Below are 23,822 nucleotides of genomic sequence, written 5' to 3' on the forward strand. Positions count from 1 at the left end.
CATCCGCGGCGGCGACGGCAACCAGGAGGGCGGCGTCGGCCTCAACGGCCGCTTCGGCAAGAACACCAAGATCAAGAACGTCTGGATCGAGCACGCCAACGTCGGCGCCTGGGTCGGCCGCGACTACGACAACATCCCGGCCCTCTGGGGACCGGGCGACGGCCTGGAGTTCAGCGGCATGCGCATCCGCAACACCTATGCGGACGGCGTCAACTTCTCTAACGGAACACGCAATTCCACGGTGTTCAACTCGTCATTCCGCAACACCGGCGATGATGCCCTGGCCGTCTGGGCCAACAAGTACGTCAAGGACCAGTCGGTGGACATCGGCCACGACAATGCCTTCCGCAACAACACCGTCCAGCTGCCCTGGCGCGCCAACGGCGTAGCGGTGTACGGCGGTTACGGCAACACGATCGAGAACAACCTGATCTCCGACACCATGAACTACCCCGGCATCATGCTCGCCACCGACCACGACCCGCTGCCGTTCTCCGGGCAGACCGTGATCGCCAACAACGGTCTGTACCGCACGGGCGGCGCGTTCTGGAACGAGGACCAGGAGTTCGGCGCCATCACGCTGTTCGCACAGGGTCAGAACATCCCGGGCGTCATCATTCGCGACACCGACATCTGTGACTCGACGTACGACGGCATCCAGTTCAAGACCGGCGGCGGCACCGTGCCGGACGCGAAGATCACGAACGTGAGGATCTGCAAGTCCAACAACGGCTCCGGCATCCTCGCCATGAGTGGAGCACGCGGCAGCGCGACGCTCACCAACGTCACGATCAGCGACTCCCGCGACGGCGACGTCACGATCGAGCCCGGCTCGCAGTTCAACTTCACCTGGAGCGCGCTGAAGGCTCCCTCCACCCCGCTGAAGTCCCGGCCACGACGCTGATCGGCCCTGATCGGCGGCCCTGATCGGCCCGCCGCCCGGCCCCTCCTGACAGGGCCGGGCGGTGGGCGTCGCAGTGGGCATCGCGGCGAAAGGGCCCTGACAGATCCGGTCCGCCATGGTTATGCTCGCCGCGATGACGACTCACTCTGCTGTCAGATTGGGGGTCCCGTCCGCGCCAGGTGAGTGCTGATGCTCACTGACACCGCGTATGGGGATTCCCGCCTTTCCATGTGGCTGCGCGTGCGCGAGTTCGCCGTGCCGCCGTCCATGATCGAGACTGCGACCGCCCGCCGTCACGCCGGCGACTGGGCGGGTGCGGGTGCCGCCGCAGGCTTCGACATCGACCTCAACTTGCGTGCTGTGGCGCGTACTTACGGCCAAGGTCTGGCCGCCCGGCTGCGGGCCGACCTGCGCCACCTCGCACCCGATCTCCTCCGCTGGCACATGCCGAGAATCGCGCCCCGAGGGCTGCTGCGGCCCGGGCTCACGATCACTCTGGCCCGCTACGAGACCGAGGGCGGGGCCGGATCCGGGTCCGGGTCCGCAGGGCGTGCGGGGCGTGCGGGGCGTGCGGGGCGTGCGGGGCGTGCGGGGCGTGCGGGCGAGCATCCGCTGCATCTCGTGGCCCGTACGCCGCCCGCCTGGGCCGACGGCGGTCAGCGGATCAGCCTCACCCTGTGGGACGGCGTGCGCGACGGCCCCGGCGACCGCCGGCACCCGCACCCCCGTCCCGACCGGCGCTTCCGCCTCGACCTGCACCGTCATCTGTGGGATGCGCGCAGAACGGACGAGCTGCGGGAACGGTCGGGGGCGGAGCAGCGGTCGCCCGCCAACGGCCGTTCTGCCGAACCGCACGGGGACCCGGACCTGGTACCGCCCGGACGGGGCTGTGCCGTCGGCCGGTGGGCGGACGAAGCAGGGATCCTGCTCCGCGCCGAGGGGCGGACCACCGGAACCGTCATCGTGCGGCTCGGCGGCAGGCACCGGCTCGCCCTGCGTCCGGCCGCCGAAGCGAACGGTCCCGGGCAGCACGCCGTACGCATCGAGGCAGCGCCCCCGGACGGCCATGGCCCGGCACTGCCGGTCCTGCCCGACGCGGCGACCTGGGTGCCGCCCGACCTGGAGCTGCTCCGCACCGCCGCGATCGAACCCGACCGGCTGCATCCACTGGTCACCTCGGCCCTGGCCCCCGACCTCTCACCGCTGCCCGGTGGCGAGCGCGATCCGGACCGGCGGCCGCACCCGGCCGGAGCGCCACGCATCGTCGAGTGCCGGGGCGCACAGCACCGGATCGCCCTGGTCGACGGGGTACTCGCCGCACTTGACCACGACGCGGCAGAGATCCGGCGGGAGGAGCTGCTGGTCGCACTGACCGGCACCCCGCTGCCCTGCCTGCGGGCGATCGATGAGGCACACCGCCGTCCGGACTGCCTCACCGGCGTACGCGAACGCCTGGACCACGGCGATACGGCCGGTGCGCTGGCCGTGGTCGAGGGGCTCGTCGGCCCTGACGCGCTGCTGCGCACCGGTGCTCTGCGGGACGCACTGGAGCAGGCCGCGCAGCGCCGTCTCGCCTATGGGCTGTACCGGGCCGGTCTGGCCGGACCCGCACCCGGCCGCCTCCGCCCGGCACCGCGCCGCCCCGACGACCACCGCACCCACCCACGCCACGCGACTCCTCGCTGACGCACCGAACACGTCTGACCGCCCCCCCCAGCCGCTTCCACCCGGCACCGCGCCGCCCCCGCAACCCACCCGCGCCAGGCGACTCCTCACGCACGCACCGAGCGGGTCCAACCGGCCCCGCACCCAACCACCTCCGCCCGGCACCGCGCCGCCCCCGCAACCCACCCGCGCCAGGCGACTCCTCACGCACGCACCGAGCGGGTCCAACCGGCCCCGCACCCAACCACCTCCGCCCGGCACCGCGCCGCCCCGACGACCACCGCACCCACCCACGCCACGCGACTCCTCACCACCGGGGCCTTCTCCCTCCCGCCCTGCTCGCCCGCGCCCCTCTCCCGCACACCCCTATCCCCCCCGCACCCGTATTCCCCCACACCCTTCTCGCTCCCGCCCTTCGGCTCGACCCAAAGGTGATCACGTATGCCCACTTGCGCCCCGTTCCCTCAAACCACCGTCACTCCTGCCACTTTCGCCTCTACCATCCCTTCCACTCCGTCTGGGGAGACCGCTTCCGCACCCCAACTCGACGTCGCAGGCCAGCTGTTGACCCTGTTGCGCGACACGACCACCGAACCGCGCCCCGACACCCAGCTGGAGGCCCTGACCCTGGCAGTGGCCGCCGATCTGCCCGTGCTCCTGTGGGGAGAGCCGGGCATCGGCAAGACCGCGGCCCTGACGCAGCTCGCCGAGTCCCTCGGCCTTCCGCTGACCACGGTGATCGCCAGCGTCCATGAGCCGTCCGACTTCTCCGGCCTGCCCGTCATCGGCGACGACCCCGCGGAACAGGGTGTCCCCATGGCCCCGCCGGACTGGGCGGTACGCCTGGTGCGGGCCGGCCGTGGCCTGCTGTTCCTCGACGAACTGTCCACCGCGGCACCGGCCGTTCAGGCCGCCCTGCTCCGGCTCGTCCTCGAACGGCGGATCGGCGCCCTCCAACTGCCCCCGGGCGTACGGATCGTGGCGGCCGCCAATCCGCGCTCGTCGGCGGCCGACGGATGGGAGCTGAGCCCGCCCCTCGCCAACCGGTTCGTCCATCTCCAGTGGACCCACGACCACGAAGTGGTCGTACGCGGCCTCGGGGGCACCTGGCCACGGGCGACGCTGCCCCGGCTCGACCCCGCAAAGCTGCCGGAGGCCGTGGACTTCGCCCGCCGCGCGGTGTGCGGGCTGCTGTCCGCACGCCCCGCACTCGTCCACCGGCTGCCCACCACCCAGACGCGCCGCGGCGGCGCCTGGCCGTCACCCCGCAGCTGGGAGACCGCACTGGTCCTGACCGCCTTCGCGACCGCGGCGGGCTCGTCGCGCGACGTACTCTCCGAGCTGGTCAGGGGCGCCGTCGGGGACGGCCCCGGCTTTGAACTCCTGGCCTCGCTCGACCGGATGGACCTGCCGGACCCCGAATCGCTGCTCGCCGATCCGGCGGCCGCCGTCCTGCCCGAGCGGGGAGATCTGCGGCAGGCCGCGCTCGACGGAGTGGTGGAAGCGGTCCGCGCGCGCCCGGACAGGGCCCGCTGGGACGCGGCGTGGGCGCTGCTCGTGCGGGCGGTGGAGACCGGCGCCCCCGATCTGGTGGTCGTTCCGGCGACCACCCTGGCCACGCTGCGCCAGGAGGACTGGGACGTACCGGCGTCGATCGAGCGGCTCGCGGGCGCGGTGTCCCTCTCGCAGCGGGCGGACCGTGCGGCACAGCGGACGGCGGCCAAGTCCGCGGCGGCCACCGCGAAGGCGGGCCGATGAGCACCGCCGTGCCCCCGGGGCACCGGGACCCGCACCCGGCCCCCCACTCCGGCGCCGCCCCCGCCCCCGACATCGATCCGGACCTCGGCCTCGGCCTCGACCGCGGCAAGCTGTTCGCCGCCCGGCTGCACGCCGCCCGGGCCCGGCCCTATCTGGCGACAGCGCTGTTCGCCCTGCACACCGTGGCGTCACGGACGGTGCCGACGATGGCCGTCGACCGGCACTGGCGGTGCTATGTCTCGCCGGGCTTCGTGGACCGGACCACGGTGGAGGAACTGGCCGGCGTGTGGGTGCACGAGGTGTCGCATCTGCTGCGCGACCATCACGGACGCAGTGACCGCGTCGCGCGGGAGCGTGGCCTGACCGGTCCGGCGGAGCGGCTTCGGATGAACATCGCGGCGGACTGCGAGATCAACGACGACGTCTTCGGCGAGGGCTTGGCCCGGCCCGAAGGCGCGGTGGATCCACGGCTGTTGGGGCTGCCCGAGGGGGAGCTCATGGAGGACTACCTGCGCCAGTTCCGGCTCGGCCCCCTTACCCAGGACCTGGCCTGGCTCGACTGCGGCAGTGGCGCCGACGGGCTCGACCGGGAGTGGGACCTCGGCCCCGACGGCGCGCACGGCCTCAGCGCGCAGCAACGGGAAGCGGTGCGGTTCCGGGTGGCGCAGGGCATCACCGCGCGTCCCGGTGACTCCCCGAAGGGGTGGCGGCGGTGGGCGGACGAGGTGTTCCATCCGCCGCAGCCGTGGCGGGAGTTGCTGGGGGCGGCGGTGCGCTCGGCGGCTTCCGGTCCCGGCGCGGGCGACGACTACAGCTACGGTCGGCCCTCCCGGCGCTCGGCGGGAGTGCCGGGGGCCGTGCTGCCGAGCCTGCGGCGGCGGCCTCCCCGCGTCACCGTCGTCATCGACACGTCCGGCTCGGTCAGCGACACGGAGCTGGGCAGCGCGCTCCTCGAAGTCACCGCGATCTCCCGCGCCGTGGGCGGCCGCCGCGACCTGGTGACCGTGCTGTCCTGCGACGCGGCGGCCAGGGTCGCCCATCCGCTGTGCCGCGCCGAGGGCATCGCGCTGGTCGGCGGTGGCGGTACGGATCTGCGTACGGGCTTCGCCAAGGCGCTCCGTTCCCGCCCTCGGCCGGACGTGATCGTGGCCCTGACCGACGGACAGACCCCCTGGCCCGCCTCACAGCCACCGTGCCGGACGGTGGTGGGCCTGTTTCCACGGCATGCGAGCGGCGGCTCGTGGAACGGCGGTGCGTGGGACGAGGACAACTCCGACTACGTACCGGACACGCCACCGGACTGGGCCCGGGTGGTCGAGATCGGGACGGGCGGACCGTAGCGCGCCGTCTCGCCCCTGCTCAAGGCCCCTCCCGTCCTCGCCCCCCCTTCCCGTCCCCCTTCCCCGTCCCCCTTCCCCGCCCGGTGCCGTCCGGCCGTGACCGGTTCCGGTCTCGGCGCGACGGTCCGGCTGCGAGCCTGCGAGCCGACCGACGTACGCGGCTTGGGGGCGCCATGCGGAGCTGGCACGGAGGGAGAGCCGCACTGGGGCTGCTGTGGCGGGCCGGGCCCTGGCACACCGTCGCCCTGGGAGGGGTGGTGGTCTGCGGGGCCGCGACCGCCGCGCTCACCATCGTGGCCACCGGGTGGCTCGTGGGTGCCCTGCCCGGTGTCGTGGCCTCCGGCGCCACCGGGGACGACACACGTCAACTCGTCCTTGCCCTCACCCTGTTCGCGGCACTCGCCGTGGCGCGCACCGCGCTGCGTGCGCTGGAGAGCGGCCTGTCCGCGGTGCTGCGGCTGCGCGCGGCCGGCGCCGTCGAGGACCGGGCCATGGCCGCCGCGCTCGCCCCCGACAGCATCGCCCACCTCGAAGAACCCGCCTATGCCGACACCCTGCGCCTGGCCACCGAACCGGCCACCCGCGCCGACCAACTGGCCTCCCTGCTGCCCGAAGTCGTACGGCCACGGCTCGAAGGCATCGCCCTGCTCGGCCTGTTGGCGTCCCTGGCCTGGTGGGCGCCGCTGCTGCTCGGGGCCGCGGCGGCCCTGACGTACCGCTCGAATCTGCGGCTCGCGCGCAGCGTGCACGGCAGCATGGAGGCGGCGAGCGCCGTGCTTCGCCGCTCGGGCTACTTCCGCTCACTCGCCGTGGATCCCGAACCCGCAAAGGAAATAAGGGTGTTCGGCCTTGCGGAGTGGGTGGCCGAGCAGATGACGGCTGTCTGGCAGTCCGGCATGGCGAAGGTGTGGGCCACCCGCAGGTCGGCCTCCGGGCGGGCCTTCGGCGCCGTGGGGTTCGTGGTGCTCGCCGAGGGCCTGGTGCTCGGGTACGCGGCCTGGTCCGCGACGCACGCGGGGCTCGCCCTCGCCCCGCTCGTCATCGTCGTACAGGCCGCCCTCGCGGTACCCGCGCTCGGCTGGGTGGGCGATCCCGATCTCTCGGTACGCGACGCGCTCCTCGGGCTGCGGTCGCTCACTGCCCTTGAGGGCCGCAGCCGGGAACAGCGGGGGCGCGAGTACCCGGAGGCGGCCGCACAGGACCGGCCGGGCGGAGGCCTGCGGGGAGAGATCGTCTTCGACTCGGTCTCCTTCGGCTATCCACGCGCGGACAATCCCGTACTGCGCGGCCTCGACCTGCGGATACCCGCCGGCGCCTCGGTCGCGATCGTGGGGGCGAACGGCTGCGGCAAGACCACCCTGGTGAAGCTCCTCGCGCGCCTCTACGAACCCGATGCCGGGCGGATCACCCTCGACGGCGTCGACGCCAGGTCGTGCACGGCCCGGCAGTGGCGCGCCGGACTGTCCGTCGTCTTCCAGGACTTCGTGAAGTACCCACTGACCTTGCGCGACAACATCACCGCACTCCGCCCCCAAGAACCTTACGGGCAGGCCGAGTTCGGGCAGGCGGAGAGCGGGGAGCACGAGTTCGGGCAGCACGAGTTCGGGCAGGGCGAGTTGGAGCGCGCTCTCGCTCTCGCCGACGGATCCGCGCTGCCCGGCGGGCTGCCGCGCGGCTGGGACACCGTCCTGTCGCGGCAGTTCGAGGGCGGCGCCGATCTGTCGGCGGGCCAGTGGCAGAAGGTCGCCCTGGCGCGGGCGCTGCTCGCGGCGCGGGCCGGTTCCGTGCTCGTCCTGGACGAGCCGACGGCCCACCTGGACGCCCGTGCGGAAGCGGCGTTCTTCGAACGGTTCCTCACGGTCACCCGTGGCGCCACCACGCTGCTGATCTCGCACCGTTTCTCCGGCGTACGCAAGGCCGATCTGATCCATGTCCTGGACGGCGGCCGGATCGTGGAGAGCGGCACCCACGCGGAACTCCTCGCACGCGGCGGGCGCTACGCCCGGATGTACCGGCTGCAGGCGGCCCGGTTCACCGAGGAGGACCACGCCGCGTCACCTCCGGACCGCGCTTCGGCGGCCACGCCCCGGCGACCGGTCACCCGTCCTGCCGACGACGCACCGGACACCGGACCCGATACCGGACACGACCCGGGTCCCGGCGCCGAACTCGGCACCGAACTCGGCGTCAAGCACGGGGTGTTGAAGGCTTTGCGCACCCTCGTCGGGGGTGCGTTCCGCGAGTCGTGGAAGCTCGCCGCACTCGGGCTGCTCCTGGTGCCGGCCGCGGCCGGGCTCGCGGCCCTCCAGGCGCTGTGGCTGCGCTCCCTGGCCGAAGGGGCGCAACTGCAGGACTCCGCGCGGACCGCGACGGCGGCACTGCTGCTCGTGCTCAGTCTCGGCGTATGGCAGGCGGTCGAGCTGGCCGGCGCCACCGCCCGTGTCGGCCTCAGCGAACGCGTGGGCTTCGCCTTCGACCGGCTCCTGGCCCGTCTCGCCGCGGGCATCGCGGGCCTGCGCCACCACGAGGAGCCCGCCTTCCAGGACCGCCTCCACCTGCTGCGTTCGCGCACCCTGGCCATCGGCGCGCTGCTCAACTGGCTGCTCAATCTCCTTGAGCAGCTGGGCGGATTCCTGGTGACCGCCGTACTGCTCGCCACCGTGCACCCCGCGCTCCTGGCGCTGCCCCTGGTCGGCGCGGCGGCGCTGCGCCTGCAGGTGGCCGCCCGCGCGATCGGCGCTCGCGCGCAGGAAGCGACCGCCGCCGACTACCGGCTCGCCGTGCGCCTGACCCGCCTGGCCACCTCGGCGGCGGCGGCCAAGGAACTGCGGATCTTCGACGGGGGAACTCAACTGCGTTCCAGGGCACAGGAGTTGCGGAAGGGCGGCAACGCGGTGCTGGGCCGGTCGCAGTGGCGCATCGCCGCACTCGGCGGCATCGGCGGCCTTCTCAACACCCTCGGCCTGGTCGGCGCGGTCGCCTTCGTCGCCCACCAGGCGGCCGAGGGGCGCACGGGTCTGGGCGCGGTTCTCCTCGCGGTCGTTCTGGCCGGGCGCTTCACCGGCCATGCCGCCGGGCTCGTGCAGAGCGCCGGTGCGGTCGCCGACCTGATGCAGAGCGCCGAGCGGCTGCACTGGCTGCGGTCCTACGCCCACCGGGTACGCCCCGCGGCCGCGACCGCCGAGGTGCCGGCGGCCCTGCGGCACGGCCTCACCCTCGACGGCCTCGGCTTCCGCTACCCCGGCACCCGGCGGGCCGCCCTGCACGCCATCGATCTGCACGTCCCGGCCGGCGCCGTGGTGGCGGTCGTCGGCGCGAACGGCTCCGGCAAGTCCACCCTCGTCAAACTGCTCTGCCGGGTGTACGAGCCGACCCGGGGCCGTATCGCGGTCGACGGCACCCCGCTCACCGCCCTCGACACCGACGGGTGGCGCCGTCAACTCGCCGCCGGGTTCGAGGACTTCGTGCGCTTCGAGCTCCTTGCCCGTACGACGGTGGGCGTCGGCGACCTGCCCCGCCTGGACGATCCGCAGGCAGTACGGGGCGCGCTGGCACGAGCCGGTGCCGCGGAGCTGCCGGGCGCGCTGGCGCACGGCCTCGACACCCAGCTGGGCAGCCAGTGGCCCGGCGGCATCGACCTGTCCACCGGACAGTGGCAGAAGCTGACCCTGGGCCGGGCCCTGATGCGCGAGGCCCCGCTGCTGCGCATCCTGGACGAGCCCACCGCCTCCCTGGACGCGGAGACCGAGCACGCCCTCTTCGAACGTTTCGTCACCGCGGCCCGCGATCCCGGCACAGCCGGCGGGCACGGCACCATCACCCTGCTGGTGTCCCACCGGTTCTCGACCGTACGCAGCGCCGACCTCATCGTCGTACTCGACGAGGGGCGGCTCATCGAGACCGGCCACCACGAGGAGCTGCTCGCCAGGGGCGGCCTCTACGCGCAGATGTACGAGCTCCAGGCGCGGGCCTATCGGTGAGGGCCACGACGCCGCCCCTCCCCTCGGATGACCGGTACCGGCACCTGGGAGGCCGGGCGCTCCTGGACGACCGGTACCGGCACCTGGGAGGCCGGGCGCCCCTGGACGACCGGTACGGGTGCCTGGGAGGCCGGGCGCACCGGGGATGTCCGGATGTGACAGAAGCCTGTCATTGCGGTCACAGCCCCCGGCACGCACGATGGGTTCATGTCCAAGAACAGTCACCGCGTCGTGATCGCGGTCTTCCCCGACGTCGATCTGCTCGACGTCACGGGACCGGCCGAGGTCTTCGCGCTGGCCAACCGGGAATCCGGCGGCCGCACCCGCTACGAGGTCCGGCTCGCCGGGCCCGGCCGGGGCGGGGAAGCGGTGGCCACGTCGGCGGGCGTGCGCATCGTCACGGACCTCGGCTTCGCCGACGTCGGCACCGAGGTGGACACCCTCCTCGTGCCCGGCGCGGTGGACATGGACTCCGACGGGCCCCGGCCCCGGATCGACCCGCGCATCGTGGACTGGATCAAGGAGACCGCGCCGCACGCGCGGCGGATCGCCTCGGTGTGCGTGGGGGCGCATCTCCTCGCCGCCGCCGGTCTGCTCGAGGGAAAGGCCGCGACCACGCACTGGTCCACGGCCGAGCGGCTCGCCGCCGACCACCCGGAGGTCGAAGTCGACCCCGACCCGATCTTCATCCGCTCCGGCCGGGTGTGGACCGGAGCGGGCATCAGCGCCTGCCTGGACCTGGCGCTCGCCCTGGTCGCCGAGGACCACGGCGAGGACCTCGCGCTCACGGTCGCCCGGCAGCTGGTCGTCTACCTCAAGCGTCAGGGCGGCCAGAGCCAGTTCAGCGTGCCGATCAGCCGCCCGCCTGCCTCCCGCCGGGACATCGACGAGCTGCGCCTGTATATCTCCGAACACCTGGAGGCGGACCTTTCGGCGGCGGCACTCGCGGCGCGCATGAGCCTCAGCGAGCGGCACTTCGCCCGCGTGTTCACCCAGGAGACCGGGAAGACCCCCGCCGCATACGTCGAGGCCCTGCGGGTCGAGGCCGCCCGCCGGCTCCTCGAGACCACCGACAAGCCCCTGGAGCACATCGCCGGGGCCACCGGCCTCCGCTCGGTGGAGACCCTCCACCGAGCGTTCCGGCGGCAGATCGCCACCAGCCCGGCCGCCTACCGGCGCCGCTTCCGCACCACCACGGCCTGACCGGCCACGGCAGCCGACCGGCTAGCCGTCACCCCCTTACCCCTTTACGCCGTTGCGCCGTTGCGCCGTTGCGCCGTTGCGCATCGACTTCACCCATCATCTGAGAGAGGCAGCCCAACCGTGCCCGTTTCCAAGACACTTCGTGACATCAGCGGTCTCGACAGCCAGCTCCCGAAGCTGGCCGACAGCACCCTCATCCTGATCGACTTCCAGAACACCTACCGCACCGGCGTCATGGCCCTGGAAGGCGCCGAGGAAGCGCTGGCCGCCGGAGCACGCCTGCTGGCCGCCGCCCGCGCCCAGGGCACCACCGTGATCCATATCCTCAACGACGGCGGCGAGGGCACCCCGTACGACATCCGCGCCGAGATCGGCGCCATCAGCCCCGAAGTCGCCCCGGCCGAAGGGGAGACGGTGATCGTCAAGCAGTTCCCCAACTCGTTCCACGCCACCGACCTGGAGAAGACCCTGCGCGCGCTGGACGCGGGTCCCGACCTGGTGCTCGCCGGCTTCATGACCCACATGTGCGTCACCTTCACGGCCCAGGGCGCCTTCAACCTCGGCTACCGGCCCACCGTCGTCGCCGAGGCCACCGCCTCCCGTACGCTCGCCGCCCCCGACGGGACCCCCGTACCCGCCGGGACGCTGCACAGCGCCGCCCTGACCACGATCAGCGACCTGTTCGGTCCGGTCGCCCTGCGCGTCGAGGACGTCATCGCCTGACGCACGCCACCCGCTGCACGGGCACGGACACGGGCACGGACACGGACACGGGCACGGGCACGGGCACGCAAGGCATACGGAGAGCGCCGGCCGAAGAGGCCGGCGCTCCCCCTCTTCTCACTGCTTCACGGCGGTCTTCGGCAGCAGCCACACCGGGTCACGGGGCTCCACCTTGTTGGCGAAGGCGACGAGCCGGGCGTACGTCGCCAGGTCGGCCATCGCGCACTGCACGCGCACCAGCTCCGCGCCCGCGGCATGCTCGGCGGTCTCCCTCAGCCAGCGGGCGATCAGCTCGGCGACGCCCAGGGTGCGGGCGTACAGGTCGTGGCAGATCCCTACCGGGCCCTCCGCGGCGGCGATACGAGCGAACTCGTGCCACAGCTCGGCCGCCTGCGGCACTTCGCCGAGGCCCGTGCCCGAGCGGTACAGGCGGTCGTAGTCGAGCTGCCGGTACCACTCGGCCGTCTCCTCGCTGAACGTGCCCGTCTCGAGGATGGCGGCCACGTCGGCAAGGAGGCGGGCCGCGCCGACGAGGCGTTCACGTGCCGCCGATGCGTACACGGCCGCCCCGTCCAGGGCGTCGCCGTGCTCGGCGAGTTCCAGGGCACGGAACAACTCGCCCGCTGCGGCGTTCAGTTCACCGCCCGCGCTCTGCGCGAACTGCTTCTTGTCGCGCAGGCCCTCCTCGGTCAGGCTCAGGGCCTTGTTGCAGATGGCACTCATCCGTCCGTCCTCCTTCCGTCCGTGGCACCGGCGGTGACCATGCGGGCCGTGCCCAGGATGTTGATGACAGCCATCGCCTGGCCGTAGGCCCGGATGCGGTCGAACCGCGTGATCGCGCGCCAGGCGAACCGCTGGACGTCGGCGGGCGACGCCGTCACGGCCTCCTCCGCGAAGCCGTCGAGCTCCGTGGAGAGTTCCGTGAGCGCGGACAGGAAGTGCCCGAACGCCGCCTCGTCCCCGCCGTCGGCGTAGCGCCGCGCCAGGGCGTCCACCTCGGACTCCGGCAGGTCCACGAGGTCCGCGTCATGGGCGCCGCCCAGGGTCTCGTGCACCGGTACGGTGCCGTCCCCCGCGGACCGCAGCAGGTCGTCGTGGACGGCGTAGAACCCCAGCTCCTGGGCGATGCGGTGCGAGGTGCGGTACTCCGTGAGCGCCGCCTTGACCGCGGCGGCCGCGCAGGAGGCCCGTACGACAGCCTGGCGCCGGTCGTTCAGTTCCAGGTCGGAGTGCATCAGGTGCAGCTCGCTTCCGGCCCGCATGAAGTGTGCGGAGCCGGTGGCGATCGGGTCGTCCACGCGCTGGTAAAGGTCCCTGTGGGCCGAGAACCCGGGATCCACCACAGGGGGCTTGTTGCAGATACTGCTCATGTGCGTCGTACCTCCTTTGACGGGAGCCGTGCCAAACCGTCGGGCCACGGCGAGCGAATGCCGTGACGACAGCCGGTGCGGGACCCGTTCGTCGGGCAAGGGTCAAGCAGTACGGGGATGCTGGCAGTCGCGTCCCCCGGGCGGCCCCCGATGTCGGGCGGCACCGGACAGGTCCGGATGGCTTCGGCCGTGCGGCCGGGCAAGCACACGCCCGGCCCGTGGCGGCACACGGGGGATTGCGGGGGACCATGGCCAGGGCTACGGGGGCGGACGGCACGCCTGGCGGTGAACGTGGCGCGCAGGGCGGCCAACGGGGAGCGCAGGTCGGCCAACGGGGAGCGCCCGGCGGTGAATTGTGGGGCGCGGCGGGCGGCGGGCGTGTCGAGTCCATCCGTACGGTCGAGGAACTCGCCGCCCTGCTGCGCCAGTTGCGCCGACGCGCCGCACGCAGGATCGGCGACGCGCCGCTCACCTACCGGCAGCTGTCCGCCAAGACAGGCTGGGCGCACGGCGTGATCGGGGACTACTTCGCGGGCAAGACCCTGCCGCCCACGGACCGCTTCGATGCCTTGGTGCAACTGCTCGGCGCCACCGGGCAGGAAGTGGGGGCCCTGGCGACGGCCCGCGACCGGGTGGAGGAAGCACGCCGCAGGCGCGTCACCGACGCCTCAGGGCCGGGACACGGCCACCCGCACCACGACTCCGCGCAGCAGGAGCATCCGCGCCACGCGCTCCCGTCGGCACGCACCGGCGTTCAGGCACGGCCACCGGTACCGCACCAGCTTCCCGCGGGCCTTCCCGAACTCGCGGGCCGGGCGTGGGAGTTGGCGGCCCTCGACGCGCTGCGTCCGAGCACCTCCCCGGCACCGCCCCTGATCGCGGCGCTCGACGGTCCCGCTGGCATCGGCAAGTCGGCGCTCGCTGTCCACGCCGCGCACCGGCTGGCGCCGCACTTCCCCGACGGGCAGCTGTACGCCGACCTGCACGGCGCCCGCAGCGGTGCGCAGCCGCTGCCGCCGCTGGTCGTCCTGACCCGGTTCCTGCGCGCCCTCGGCGCCGATACCGCGCGGCCCGCGGGGGTGGAGGAGGCGGCGGCCTGGTACCGCGCGCTCGTCACCGGGCGGCGGCTGCTCGTCGTCCTCGACAACGCCCGCGACACCACGCAGATACTCCCCCTGCTGCCGGCCGGATCCGGCTGCGCCGTCCTCGTCACCAGCCGCAGTGTGCTCGCCACGCTCAACGGCGCGGTCCATCTGCACCTGCCGCTCCTGACCCCGGAGGCGTCCAGTGCCCTGCTCGGCACCTGGACGGGACCCGAGCGGCTGGCCGCGGACCGGTCGGCGGCCGCCGCCATCGCCCGGCACTGCGGCCATCTCCCCCTTGCCCTGCACATCGCGGGCGCCCGCCTGGCGGCCCGCCCGCGCTGGCCCGTACGGGCCCTCGCCGACCGCCTCGCCGACCCGGGCCGCCGCCTGGACGAGCTGCGCTGCGGCGACCTGGACATGCGCGCGGCACTGCGCGCGGGCCACCAGGCCCTCCTCGACCGCGGCCATCCCGGCCGCGCCGCCGCCCGCACGCTTCCGTTACTGGCCTCCGTACAGGGCGAGTTGACCCTCCACGACGCGATGAACCGCACCGGCGGCGCCCTCCCGGAAACGGAGACGGAGGCGGCCCTGGAGGAACTCGTCGACGTACAACTCCTGGACTCCCCCGCACCGGAGCGCTACCGCTTCCACCCTCTGACCCGCCTGTTCGCGCGCGAGACGGGGCACGAGACGGGAGGGTGACCGGGACGGGCTTGCCGCGGGACCGGCTCGCAAGGAACCGACTTGCCGCGGGACCGGCTCAGGTCGTGACCACGATGTTCCCCACGAATCCCTTCCCCATGAACTCCCGCTGCGCCGAGACGAATTCGGCGAGCGGATAGGAGCGCGCGAGGAGCGGCCGGAGCGAGCCGCTCCGGATGAGGCCGAGAAGCTCCGCGAAGTCCTCGTGGGAGCCGAACGACGAGCCCACTACTTCCACCTGGTTGAGATAGAGCCTGCGCAGATCGGTCTCGACGAGCGGATCGGCCATGGCACCCGCGATCACATACCGTCCGAGCGGTCGGAGCACCTCGGCGAGCAGCCGGTGGAACAGGCTTCCGCCCACGACGTCGGCGATGACATCGACCTCGCCGGCCACGGCGGCGGGGTCGAAGTCCTCCCGTGTGAGCACGGTGTGCGCCCCGAGTTCCGCGACCGCGTCGGCCTTCTTGGCGGAGGTGACGGCCACCACCCGGGCCCCGCGCAGGACACCCAGCTGGATCAGGGCGGAGCCCACGCCGCCGGAGGCACCGGTGACGAGGACGGTCTCACCGCCGCTCACCCGGGCCCGGCCGAGCATCCTCAGAGCGGTGAGGTACGCGGTGGGGAAGGTGGCGAGTTCGGCGTCGCTGAGGGGGGTGTCCACCTGGTGCGCGTTCTTCGCCGGGACGGCCACGTACTCGGCGTATCCGCCGTCGCGCTCACTGCCGAGATACCGGGTGCGTACGAGTTCCTCCTCCCCGCCCTCGTAGAGCATGGGATCGATCAGCACCCGCTCCCCCACCCGTGCAGGCGGCACCTCCGCGCCGGCGGCGGCGATCCGGCCCACGACGTCGGCCCCCTGGACACGGGGGAAGTGGATCGGCTCGCCACGCCAGCCCGCCGACGCACCGGAGTCACTGGCGGTTCCGTACGCCCCTTCGCGGGTCCAGACGTCGGTGTTGTTGAGTCCTGCGGCGGCGACCCGCACCACGACCTCGTCAGGGCCCGGCCGGGGGTCGGGGAGGTCTTCGCGGTACTCCAGTTTGTCCAGTCCGCCGAATCCGGTGACGACAACGCCTCGCATGGTCCTGGCCTCCGCCTTTCCCTCGTGTCGGTGTCGCGGGCGGCTACGGGCGGCTATCGCCTATCGCCGCGAACTCGTCTCGTCACGCTCGGCACGCTCGTCACGGACTGCGTCGCGCCCGTCGTGTCCGGCCCGGTCGCTCCCCTGCGGCCCCGGGGCGTCCCTGACATCACGGCCCGGGCGTACCAGGGCTCCGATGACACCGATGACGGCGCAGGTGTAGAACGCGGCGGTGCCCCCGGCGGCGTCGGTGAGGGCGCCGGCCAGGGGCGCGCCCACGGCCTGGCCGACCGCGATCATCAGGAAGGAGATCCCCACCCCGAAGGACGCCCGCCGCGGATGGATCCGGGTGCTCCACAGCAGGATGACGCCGCACAGGCACACGTACGAGGCACCGAACACCGCGGCCGCGGCGTAGGTGGCGACGGCCGAACCGGGCGCCAGCGCGAGCAGGACCGTCGATCCCGCCATGACGACCATCACCATGCTCCAGGACCGGGCGAGGCCGGAGCGGGCCACGAGATCGCCGCTCAGCGCCCCGGCGAACCCGGCGGCGCCGAGGACGGTCCACATGGAGGTCGACACCACATCGCCGGCCCCGCCCTCGGTCGTGACCAGGTCACGGCCGAAGGTCCACATGGCGACACTGCTCAGGCCCATGCAGAACGCCCCCAGGACCAGCGCCGCGGTACCGGGTACATACCCGCGCTCCCCCGAGTCCGTGCCCTGCTCGGAGGACGTGAAGGGGATGGTCCTGCGCACCCACAGCGTCACCGCGGCGGCGATCACCGCGAACACCGCCCACGCCCAGCGCCACTGGTCGATCAGGATCAGGGCGATGGGCCCCGAGACCAGCACACCGATGCCGGTGCCCGCGTTGACCACGCTCTGTGCACGGTCCTGGACTCCGGCGCGGACCCAGCGGCTGACCGCCGCTGCCATGGGTGGCGAGGCAAGCCCGGTACTGGACCCGGCGATGAGCACTCCGGCCGCCAGGACGGGCGTACTGGGGGCGAGCGCGACCATCAGAGTGCCCCCTGCGGCCACGGTGCCCGCGGCCATGGCGACCCGGCGCGCGCCCACACGCTCCGTGAGGATCAGACTGATCACGATCGCGATGCAGTACCCCACGTAGCTTCCCGAGCCGATGATTCCCGACACGGTGGACGACATGGCGAACGATTTCTCGAACTCGGGCGCGAACAGTCCGTAGGCGAACCGGGCGAACCCGTAGCAGGTGCCGATGAGCGCGGTGCCCGCGCACACCATGCCCCAGCGGACGCCGGTATCCGCACGTGGTGAGGTCTCGGTGGTCATCGCCGCGCTCCCTCTTCCGGGCGTGGGGGTGGATTCGGCGTGAGGATCGGCGGCACGGGCGGTACGCGCGGGACTCGTGGTTCCCGCGCGTACACGCGGTACGACGACACACTCAGCCGTCCTTGCGGAGTACCCAGTACGTGGCGCCTTCCTCGTCAATGTAGGGGCCGTTGTCGTCGGAGGCGACCAGAGTGATCTGTCCGTCCTCGGCGGTCCCGGCGACATGCTCGGTGAACCGGGAGCCGCGCAGATAGCTGTGCCGGGTACTGATGACGAGCACTCCTCCGGGACGCACGGTGTCGAGGAGATGATCGAGCGCCTCGGCCTCGACGTGACCGACGGTGAACACCCCGCAGCACACCAGCAGGTCATAGGCGTCGGCGGGCACGCAGTCGACGGGACAGTTCAGGTCCACCCCGCCGATCAGCCGCTCGTAGCTGCCCGTGTCCCGGGCCCGGTCGACCATGGCCTGGCTGAGGTCTATCCCGTCGATACGGCTGAAGCCCCTGCGGGCGAGTTCCACACCCACGAGCCCGGTGCCGCACCCGGCGTCGAGGACGGACAGCGTCGACGGCGGACTTTCCAGGGCGTGGGCGGCGTCGACCGCGAGTTCGGTGATGAACTGCGGGCCCTGGTAGCCCTGGTTGTAGACGTCCGCGTCGTAGGAGTCCGCCCAGTTCCGGTAGAAGTCGTCCAGACGGCCGGCGTCCCCCGAGAGCGCGTGGGACTGCTTGATGGCGTCGAAACTCGGGTCGGCTGTCCGTGCGTTCCGTGGGTTCCGTGGGTCGTGTGTCCGCTCGGTGGTCATGGTGCTGCTGGTGTTGCCGCGTCCCATGAAAGGGCCCTTTCAGATATCCGGTTGCTCCGTGCTCGTTGTTCCGTGCTCGTTGTTCCGTGCTCGTTGTTCTTTGTTGGCTGTTGGCTGTTGGCTGTTGGCTGTTGGCTGTTGGCTCAGGAGACGAGCGTGGTGCGGGCGGGGCCGGGAAGGCCCACATGGGTCCGTATCAGCGTCTGGAATCCATTGACGTTGCGCTCCATGTGCCGGGAGAGCAGCGGGTGCGGGAAGGCCGGGGACTGCATACCGGCGTGCATCCGCTGGATGATGTCCCAGTCCTCGTCGTTCACCTGCTTCCAGTTCTCGAGGGTCTGGGTACGGTGCGGGGCGAATTCCTCCGCGTGGGCGCCTTCTTCGCCGACGAAGTAGAAGTGCAGATGCTCGATCGTCCGCCCGGCGCCGACCGGTTCGAGGACCCAGGCGAACAGGTGGTCTGGCATGACACCGACCAGGAAGGTGGGATACACGCTGAAGTACTCGGCCTTCACCGTCCCCTCGGATTTGTCGCGCATGGGCCAACTGGGCAGCCGCATACCGTGGATCGAGTCCGGCTGGTACTGGCCGGTGCCGATGCCCATGAGCCGGTCACTCAGCTTGATCTGGTACCGCTCCGAGAACGGCGAGTAGGTGTTGAGCGTCTTGTGGATGAAGGGCACGTGGTAGCTCTCGAGGAAGTTCTCGACTATGAGCTTCCAGTTGGCCTCGAACTCGTAGCGCAATGAGGTGTGGTACGTCATCACGCTCAGGTCGTAGTCGGACCAGCGGTCCTGGAGTTCGGCGATGTTGTCGGAGAAACTCTCGGGCATCGCCGAGAAGTTGACGAAGACGAAGTCGAGCCACTCGGCGACCGCCACCTCCTTGAGTCCGAGTTTGTTCTGCTGGCGGTCGGGGAGATCGGTGGCGTTGACCCCGGCGAAATGCTTGGTCCAGGAGAGTTCGCCGCTGAGTTTGTACGTCCAGGCGTGGTACGGACACACGATCGTCTTGCGGTCCTGCTCCGGCTGGCAGACGAGCTGACTGCCGCGGTGGCTGCAGACGTTGTGGAAGGCGCGGAGCTTTCCGGTCTCGTCGCGGACGATGAAGATCGGCACCCCCTGGATGTTCGCGGGCACCACATCGCCCGGTTTGGCGACATGGCGCACGAACGTCGCGAACATCCAGGACATGCTGAACAGCCGCCTGTTCTCGGCCGCCAGGTATTCCTCGCTCGTGTACGCCTCCTTCGGCAGTACCGCGAACTCGGTCATATCCGTCGGATCCGCTTCGGCGGTGACAACCGACCTCGCCACATCGTCACGTTCGGTGGGCATTTCGTTCCCGTCGGCCGGGAAACCGGGCGCTTTGGACACTGAGGCCCTCCAGAAATTCGTACTCGGGCGTGCTAGGGCGTATTCGGGCACAGTTGCGCGTACTCGTAAGTACTTGTGCGTTTCACTTCGATACAAGGGCGCGGCTGGAAACCGGACTCATCAGGCTTCGTCAGCGGGCCGCCCTGGCCTTCTCCGCAGCCTTACGGCGCCGCTCATCCGCGAATTCAAGGGCGGCGTTCCACGGCGTGCGCTGCGAGATCAGCCGCCGGTACTTCATGATCTCGGCGGGCATGTCGAGGCAGAGCGCCCCGACGATCCTGCCGCCCGCGCCGTACAGGGCGGTGAACGGGCCGTCGCCCGCCGCGTCACCGGCGACCACCTCGATGTGCACCTCGTGCCCGTCGGCCTGGGAGACCCCGGCGAACTGGATCCGGCTGGAGTACCAGTCGGACCAGAAGTAGGGGATGGTCTCGTACGCCTGCGCCTGTGCGGGACCGACGGCGTTACGGGCGGCACGGGCTCCCTGCTCGGCGGCGCTGGTCCAGTGCTGCAGCCGCATCGGCCCTGCCAGCACATCGTCGAAGAGCTGATTGGGCCAGCGCGCGATATCGCCCGCCACATGAACGCCGGGCGCGGCGGCGAGCGTCGCGTCGGCCACCACGCCGTCGTCGAGCAGGAGTCCGGACCCGGACAGCCAGTCGGTGGCGGGCACCGCGCCGACTCCGGCGATGAGCACATCGGTCTCCAGCTCGCTGCCGTCGGAGAGCCGCACCGCGCGCACCCGGTCGTCTCCGAGCACCTCGGCGACGCCCACACCGCTGAGCACCCGGGTGCCGTGCCGCTCGTGAAGGCGGGTGAGCGCCTGCCCCATCCGCGGCCCGACGGGCCCTGCCAGCGGGGTGGGACTCTGCTCGATCACGGTGACCGGCAGGCCCATCTCCCTTGCCACGGCGGCCACTTCGGAGCCGATGAACCCGGCGCCGACCACGGTGACCCGCGGTGTCCCCACGCGCAGCGCCGCCCGCAACGCCCGTGCGTCGTCCAGGGTCCGGACGGTGAAGACGCCGCCGAGCCCTTCGGTGCCGGGCAGCGAACGGGCATGGGAACCGGTCGCGAGGACGAGGGAGTCGTAGTGCAGTTCGCGGTCGCCGACGGCCACGGTCCGCCCGTCGGTGTCGAGGGTGGAGGCCGGGGTGCCGAGCACCAGGTCGACACCGAGTTCTCCGGTGAGCCGGGCCTCGTCACGGTAGGTCGGGTCGGGGCAGTCGTCGGCGGACAGATACCCCTTGGACAGCGGCGGCCGGTCGTAGGGCAGATGCTCCTCCGCCCCCACCAGGACCACCGAGCCGGCCCAGCCGTCACCGCGTACGGCCTCGACGGCCCGCATTCCGGCCAGCGACGCTCCGACCACGACCAGTGTCTCGCTCACACCGCCGCCCCCTCAGTCTTCCAGCGCCAGCGCTTCGTTGGGGCAGGAGGCGACGGCCTCACGCGCCTCGGCCTCCATCCCCTCCGGCACGGCGTCGACGAGCAGGACCATCTCCCCGTCCTCATTGACCTCGAAAACATCCGGAACCAATGATTCGCAGATTCCGATGCCGGTGCACCGATCTCGGTCCACGACTATCTTCATGAGTGTCCTCCTCAACACTCGCATTTTCGGCCGGCTCCCCTTTCGGAGAAGGCGGGAGAGTATCCGCATTGACCCGCATTGACGTTTTCGATGTCACTGACGGCGACATGCGGAATACAGCGAGATCGCAGTGTGAAATGAGGTTGGGGGTGGGGGCGGGGGCGGGAGCCGGTTCAGATGAGGGACGCCGGGTCCGCGTTATGCGACCCGCGATCCGCGATCCGCGACCCGCGTTCCGCGTTCCGCGTTCCGCGAGAGTTACCGCCCCGCCGAGGTCCGGTTGTCAAAGCTGAGCGAACCACCACGTCGTAACCGGGGCGGCCGGCCCGTCGGAGGGACTGTGGCGGTGCCACTGGCCTTCCGGGCGGCGGCCTGCATGTCTGCTCCTCACCTCGCCAGGCTGACGGCTCGACCTACCGAGGTGCCCAGAGTCTCCTACGCCAAACAGATGGCAGGTCGAACGGTTGCCCGGGGCCCAGAAACCGCTCGACGTACGGGAGTTGCAGGCCCCTGGCCGTCTGCACCCGGGCCTGGCCGCACTCAGCCTGAAGGGTCGGTCATACAGCGACAGGCACCGTGCAACGCACACCGCAGACCGCACCCTCACATCGCACACCGCGCCCCGGTGATCATTGGAGCTTCCTCCAAGGTGTATGGGCGCGGAGCGGTATGTGTGGGTTAAAACACCATGGTCATCACCATGTGACGCGCGTAGAGTCCGGGCACCGGCTCAGTTGGCCGGGCATCGATGTTGCTGCCCGCATCCCTTCGGGGTGCTCACTTTCCGCGTACGGAGGCGCCGCACCATGGGCACCACTGCCAAGGACACCCCATCCGCCCCGCCCTCAGAGGGGACCGTCGAGGTCCGGGGGATCGAACCCGTTCCCGACGCGGAACGGCACGGCCGGGTCCGTGAGCTCTTCCCGACCTGGGTCGCCGCCAACATCAGCGTGCTGCTGCTGACCATGGGCGCCTCCCTGGTGATCACCAACGGCCTGAACTTCTGGCAGGTCCTGGCCGTCGCCGTGATCGCCTCCGTGATCTCCTTCGGGATGGTCGGCGTCCTGTCGGTCTCGGGCAAGTGGGGCGGCGCTCCCGGCGCGATGCTCTCGCGGGCGGCGTTCGGCGTCCGCGGCAACTACTTCCCGGGCATGATCCTGTGGGTGGCCCGCTTCGGCTGGGAGACCATCAACGCGGTCAGCGGCGCCTACGCCGTACTGACCGTGCTGCGCCTGCTGTTCGGCATCGAGACCAACAACGTCCTCGTCGTGGTCACCCTGCTCGCCTTCGTGGCCGCCACGTTCCTCGTGAGCGGTCTGGGCATCAAGGCGCTCAACGTCTGCAACAAGTACTCGACGTACATCTTCAGCGCCTTCAGCGTGCTCGTCCTCGGCTACCTGGTGGCCGAGATGCCCTGGAGCAAGATCCTCTCCCAGAGCCCGGGCAGTGCGGCGCTCATGGTCGCGGGCATCGGCACCATCGCGGCCGGCGGTATCAGCTGGGTCCCCACCGGCCCCGACTTCGCCCGCTACCTGCCGCACTCCGCCCCCGGCAAGCGCATCGTGGGGACGACCATCGGCGGCGCGGCGCTGGTCCTCGTGCCGATGGTCCTGATGGGCGGCATCATGGCGGTCTCCCACCCGGAGCTGGCCAACCAGAACACCGACCCGATGTCCTTCCTCGGCAACGCCCTGCCCACCTGGCTCGCGATCCCGTACCTGCTGACCGCGCTGCTCGGCATGATCCTGATCAACAGCCTGTCCATGTACTCCGCCGGGTTCACCGCCCAGACCATGGGCGTCAAGCTGCCGCGCGCCCTGGCGGTGAGCATCAACGCCGCGATCAGCCTGGTCGGCGGCCTGTTCATGATGCTGGTGGCCAAGGACTTCGTCGGGCAGTTCATCACCTTCCTCACGCTGCTCGCCGTGTCCTTCTCCGCGTGGATCGGCGTGTACGGCATCGACATGCTGCGGCGCCGCAAGAAGCCGGTGCGCTACGACGGCGAGAGCCTGCTCAACACCGGCCCCAGCAGCCGCTATTGGTACAAGGGCGGCTTCTGCTGGCAGGCCCTGACCGCCTGGGCCGTGGCACTGACGGTGGGCCTGTGCCTCACCGAAGTCAGCTGGTTCACCGGCCCCCTGGCCACCACCTGGCTCGGCGAACACGGCCTGGGCTGGGCCGTGACGATCCTGACCGCCGCCGTCGTCTTCGCCGTCCTGCCGGAGCCGGTGGAGAACACCCCGGCCCGGACAACGGACGACGCGCCGGCCAAGACACCCGTCACCCGGTGAACTGCCCGAGGCAACCGCCCTACTGGCGACTCCCGCGACTCTCGGCCTTCAGCGCACTGTATTCCGAGTACATACGGGCCAGTGCCTCGCCGTCGTCCCGCACGTCCAGGAACTCGACGACGAGCGAGAACAGGTGGTCCACGGCCTCCTGCTCCTGGTCCGGGTCAAGGAGCACCTTGCCAAAGCCGGTGGCGTCCCGGCGCCCACTGGGCCTGGGGCTCTACCTTGTTCCGTTGTCCAGGGCGTACAACTCGTGGTAGGCCGCATACATGCCGGCCAGTTTCACGCTGTCGTCCCGTACGTCCAGGAACTCAAGGACAAGCGAGAGCAGGAGGCCGACGGCCACCTGATCCTGCTCCGGCGAAAGGTGATTCAGCTGTTTCCAGCCCGTGAACTGGAAGTCCGGGATCGCCTCTTTGAGGACGAGCGCCACCCACATATGACTGGAACGCTCGCCCTTCCGCACGATCAACCACTCGTTGAAGCCGCGCAACAGGCCGCCGGAGCGTGCCATGTCGCACCCCAGAAGGTACGTGGCTGTCGGGTAGTAGGTGCCGTTCAGTCCGTACATGGTCGGCCGGTCGCGAACCGCTTCGACCAACTCCTTGTCGTTCACGTGCCT

Annotated in this window: 20 protein-coding genes; 10 read left to right on the plus strand and 10 right to left on the minus strand. The window is 71.4% G+C overall.

The window, feature by feature from the left end; genetic code table 11:
• From ACFQVC_RS26735 to ACFQVC_RS26770, 8 genes are all read left to right on the plus strand, one after another.
• The coding region (locus ACFQVC_RS26735; RefSeq protein WP_381835221.1) for a right-handed parallel beta-helix repeat-containing protein at nt 1-904 on the plus strand (904 nt) is incomplete at its 5' end.
• Between the two features lie 189 nt (nt 905-1,093).
• The gene (locus ACFQVC_RS26740) at nt 1,094-2,590 is read left to right on the plus strand and encodes a hypothetical protein (protein WP_381835223.1); all 1,497 of its coding nucleotides are present in this window, start codon (nt 1,094-1,096) and stop codon (nt 2,588-2,590) included.
• Nucleotides 2,591-3,010: 420 nt separating this feature from the next.
• Nucleotides 3,011-4,327 (plus strand): AAA family ATPase, encoded by a 1,317-nt coding sequence (locus ACFQVC_RS26745; protein ID WP_381835224.1) that lies wholly within the window; start codon nt 3,011-3,013, stop codon nt 4,325-4,327.
• Nucleotides 4,324-5,667 carry a vWA domain-containing protein gene (locus ACFQVC_RS26750; RefSeq protein ID WP_381835226.1) on the plus strand — a complete coding sequence of 448 codons (1,344 nt, stop codon included), beginning with the start codon at nt 4,324-4,326 and terminating at the stop codon, nt 5,665-5,667. The genes ACFQVC_RS26745 and ACFQVC_RS26750 overlap by 4 nt, the downstream gene beginning before the upstream one ends.
• 173 nt (nt 5,668-5,840) lie before the next feature.
• A complete protein-coding gene (locus ACFQVC_RS26755; protein ID WP_381835228.1) occupies nt 5,841-9,647 on the plus strand; it encodes an ATP-binding cassette domain-containing protein in 3,807 nt (1,268 codons plus the stop codon).
• 27 nt (nt 9,648-9,674) lie between these two features.
• A complete protein-coding gene (locus ACFQVC_RS26760) occupies nt 9,675-9,806 on the plus strand; it encodes a hypothetical protein (protein ID WP_381835230.1) in 132 nt (43 codons plus the stop codon).
• A 48-nt stretch (nt 9,807-9,854) separates the two neighbouring features.
• Entirely contained in the window at nt 9,855-10,850 is a 996-nt protein-coding gene (locus tag ACFQVC_RS26765) for a GlxA family transcriptional regulator (protein WP_381835231.1), read from the plus strand.
• Nucleotides 10,851-10,970: 120 nt separating this feature from the next.
• The gene (locus ACFQVC_RS26770; protein ID WP_381835233.1) at nt 10,971-11,573 is read left to right on the plus strand and encodes an isochorismatase family protein; all 603 of its coding nucleotides are present in this window, start codon (nt 10,971-10,973) and stop codon (nt 11,571-11,573) included.
• Between the two features lie 117 nt (nt 11,574-11,690).
• Here ACFQVC_RS26770 and ACFQVC_RS26775 read toward each other — a convergent pair whose 3' ends face one another.
• Both ACFQVC_RS26775 and ACFQVC_RS26780 read right to left on the minus strand, forming a co-directional pair.
• The gene (locus tag ACFQVC_RS26775; RefSeq protein ID WP_381835235.1) at nt 11,691-12,296 is read right to left on the minus strand and encodes a hypothetical protein; all 606 of its coding nucleotides are present in this window, start codon (nt 12,294-12,296) and stop codon (nt 11,691-11,693) included.
• Nucleotides 12,293-12,943: a hypothetical protein gene (locus ACFQVC_RS26780; protein ID WP_381835237.1), complete on the minus strand. Its 651-nt coding sequence runs from the start codon at nt 12,941-12,943 to the stop codon at nt 12,293-12,295. Before ACFQVC_RS26780 ends, ACFQVC_RS26775 begins: the two co-directional genes overlap by 4 nt.
• 248 nt (nt 12,944-13,191) lie before the next feature.
• Between ACFQVC_RS26780 and ACFQVC_RS26785 the strand changes: the two genes are divergently transcribed.
• Nucleotides 13,192-14,730 carry a helix-turn-helix domain-containing protein gene (locus tag ACFQVC_RS26785; protein ID WP_381835238.1) on the plus strand — a complete coding sequence of 513 codons (1,539 nt, stop codon included), beginning with the start codon at nt 13,192-13,194 and terminating at the stop codon, nt 14,728-14,730.
• Between the two features lie 58 nt (nt 14,731-14,788).
• Here the strand turns inward: ACFQVC_RS26785 and ACFQVC_RS26790 are convergent, their stop codons facing one another.
• From ACFQVC_RS26790 to ACFQVC_RS26815, 6 genes are all read right to left on the minus strand, one after another.
• Nucleotides 14,789-15,814, minus strand: coding sequence for an alcohol dehydrogenase family protein (locus ACFQVC_RS26790; RefSeq protein WP_381835240.1), 1,026 nt, complete (start codon nt 15,812-15,814; stop codon nt 14,789-14,791).
• Nucleotides 15,815-15,874: 60 nt separating this feature from the next.
• The gene (locus ACFQVC_RS26795) at nt 15,875-17,131 is read right to left on the minus strand and encodes an MFS transporter (RefSeq protein WP_381835242.1); all 1,257 of its coding nucleotides are present in this window, start codon (nt 17,129-17,131) and stop codon (nt 15,875-15,877) included.
• Between the two features lie 112 nt (nt 17,132-17,243).
• Entirely contained in the window at nt 17,244-17,966 is a 723-nt protein-coding gene (locus ACFQVC_RS26800) for a class I SAM-dependent DNA methyltransferase (RefSeq protein WP_381835244.1), read from the minus strand.
• 116 nt (nt 17,967-18,082) lie between these two features.
• A complete protein-coding gene (locus ACFQVC_RS26805) occupies nt 18,083-19,276 on the minus strand; it encodes an aromatic ring-hydroxylating oxygenase subunit alpha (RefSeq protein WP_381835246.1) in 1,194 nt (397 codons plus the stop codon).
• A gap of 169 nt (nt 19,277-19,445) precedes the next feature.
• Nucleotides 19,446-20,705, minus strand: coding sequence for an NAD(P)/FAD-dependent oxidoreductase (locus ACFQVC_RS26810; RefSeq protein ID WP_381835248.1), 1,260 nt, complete (start codon nt 20,703-20,705; stop codon nt 19,446-19,448).
• Nucleotides 20,706-20,717: 12 nt separating this feature from the next.
• On the minus strand, nt 20,718-20,909 hold the full coding sequence (locus ACFQVC_RS26815) for a ferredoxin (protein ID WP_381835250.1): 192 nt from the start codon (nt 20,907-20,909) through the stop codon (nt 20,718-20,720).
• 806 nt (nt 20,910-21,715) lie between these two features.
• On the opposite strand from ACFQVC_RS26815, the gene ACFQVC_RS26820 reads away from it, so the two are divergent.
• Nucleotides 21,716-23,200 carry a purine-cytosine permease family protein gene (locus tag ACFQVC_RS26820; protein ID WP_381835252.1) on the plus strand — a complete coding sequence of 495 codons (1,485 nt, stop codon included), beginning with the start codon at nt 21,716-21,718 and terminating at the stop codon, nt 23,198-23,200.
• 19 nt (nt 23,201-23,219) lie between these two features.
• Here ACFQVC_RS26820 and ACFQVC_RS26825 read toward each other — a convergent pair whose 3' ends face one another.
• The gene (locus tag ACFQVC_RS26825) at nt 23,220-23,375 is read right to left on the minus strand and encodes a hypothetical protein (protein ID WP_381835254.1); all 156 of its coding nucleotides are present in this window, start codon (nt 23,373-23,375) and stop codon (nt 23,220-23,222) included.
• A gap of 45 nt (nt 23,376-23,420) precedes the next feature.
• Nucleotides 23,421-23,816 (minus strand): hypothetical protein, encoded by a 396-nt coding sequence (locus tag ACFQVC_RS26830; RefSeq protein WP_381835256.1) that lies wholly within the window; start codon nt 23,814-23,816, stop codon nt 23,421-23,423.
• Between the last annotated feature and the right edge of the window lie 6 nt (nt 23,817-23,822).

It is taken from the genome of Streptomyces monticola (genome assembly GCF_042665355.1).
In the GTDB taxonomy this organism is placed as follows: domain Bacteria; phylum Actinomycetota; class Actinomycetes; order Streptomycetales; family Streptomycetaceae; genus Streptomyces; species Streptomyces monticola.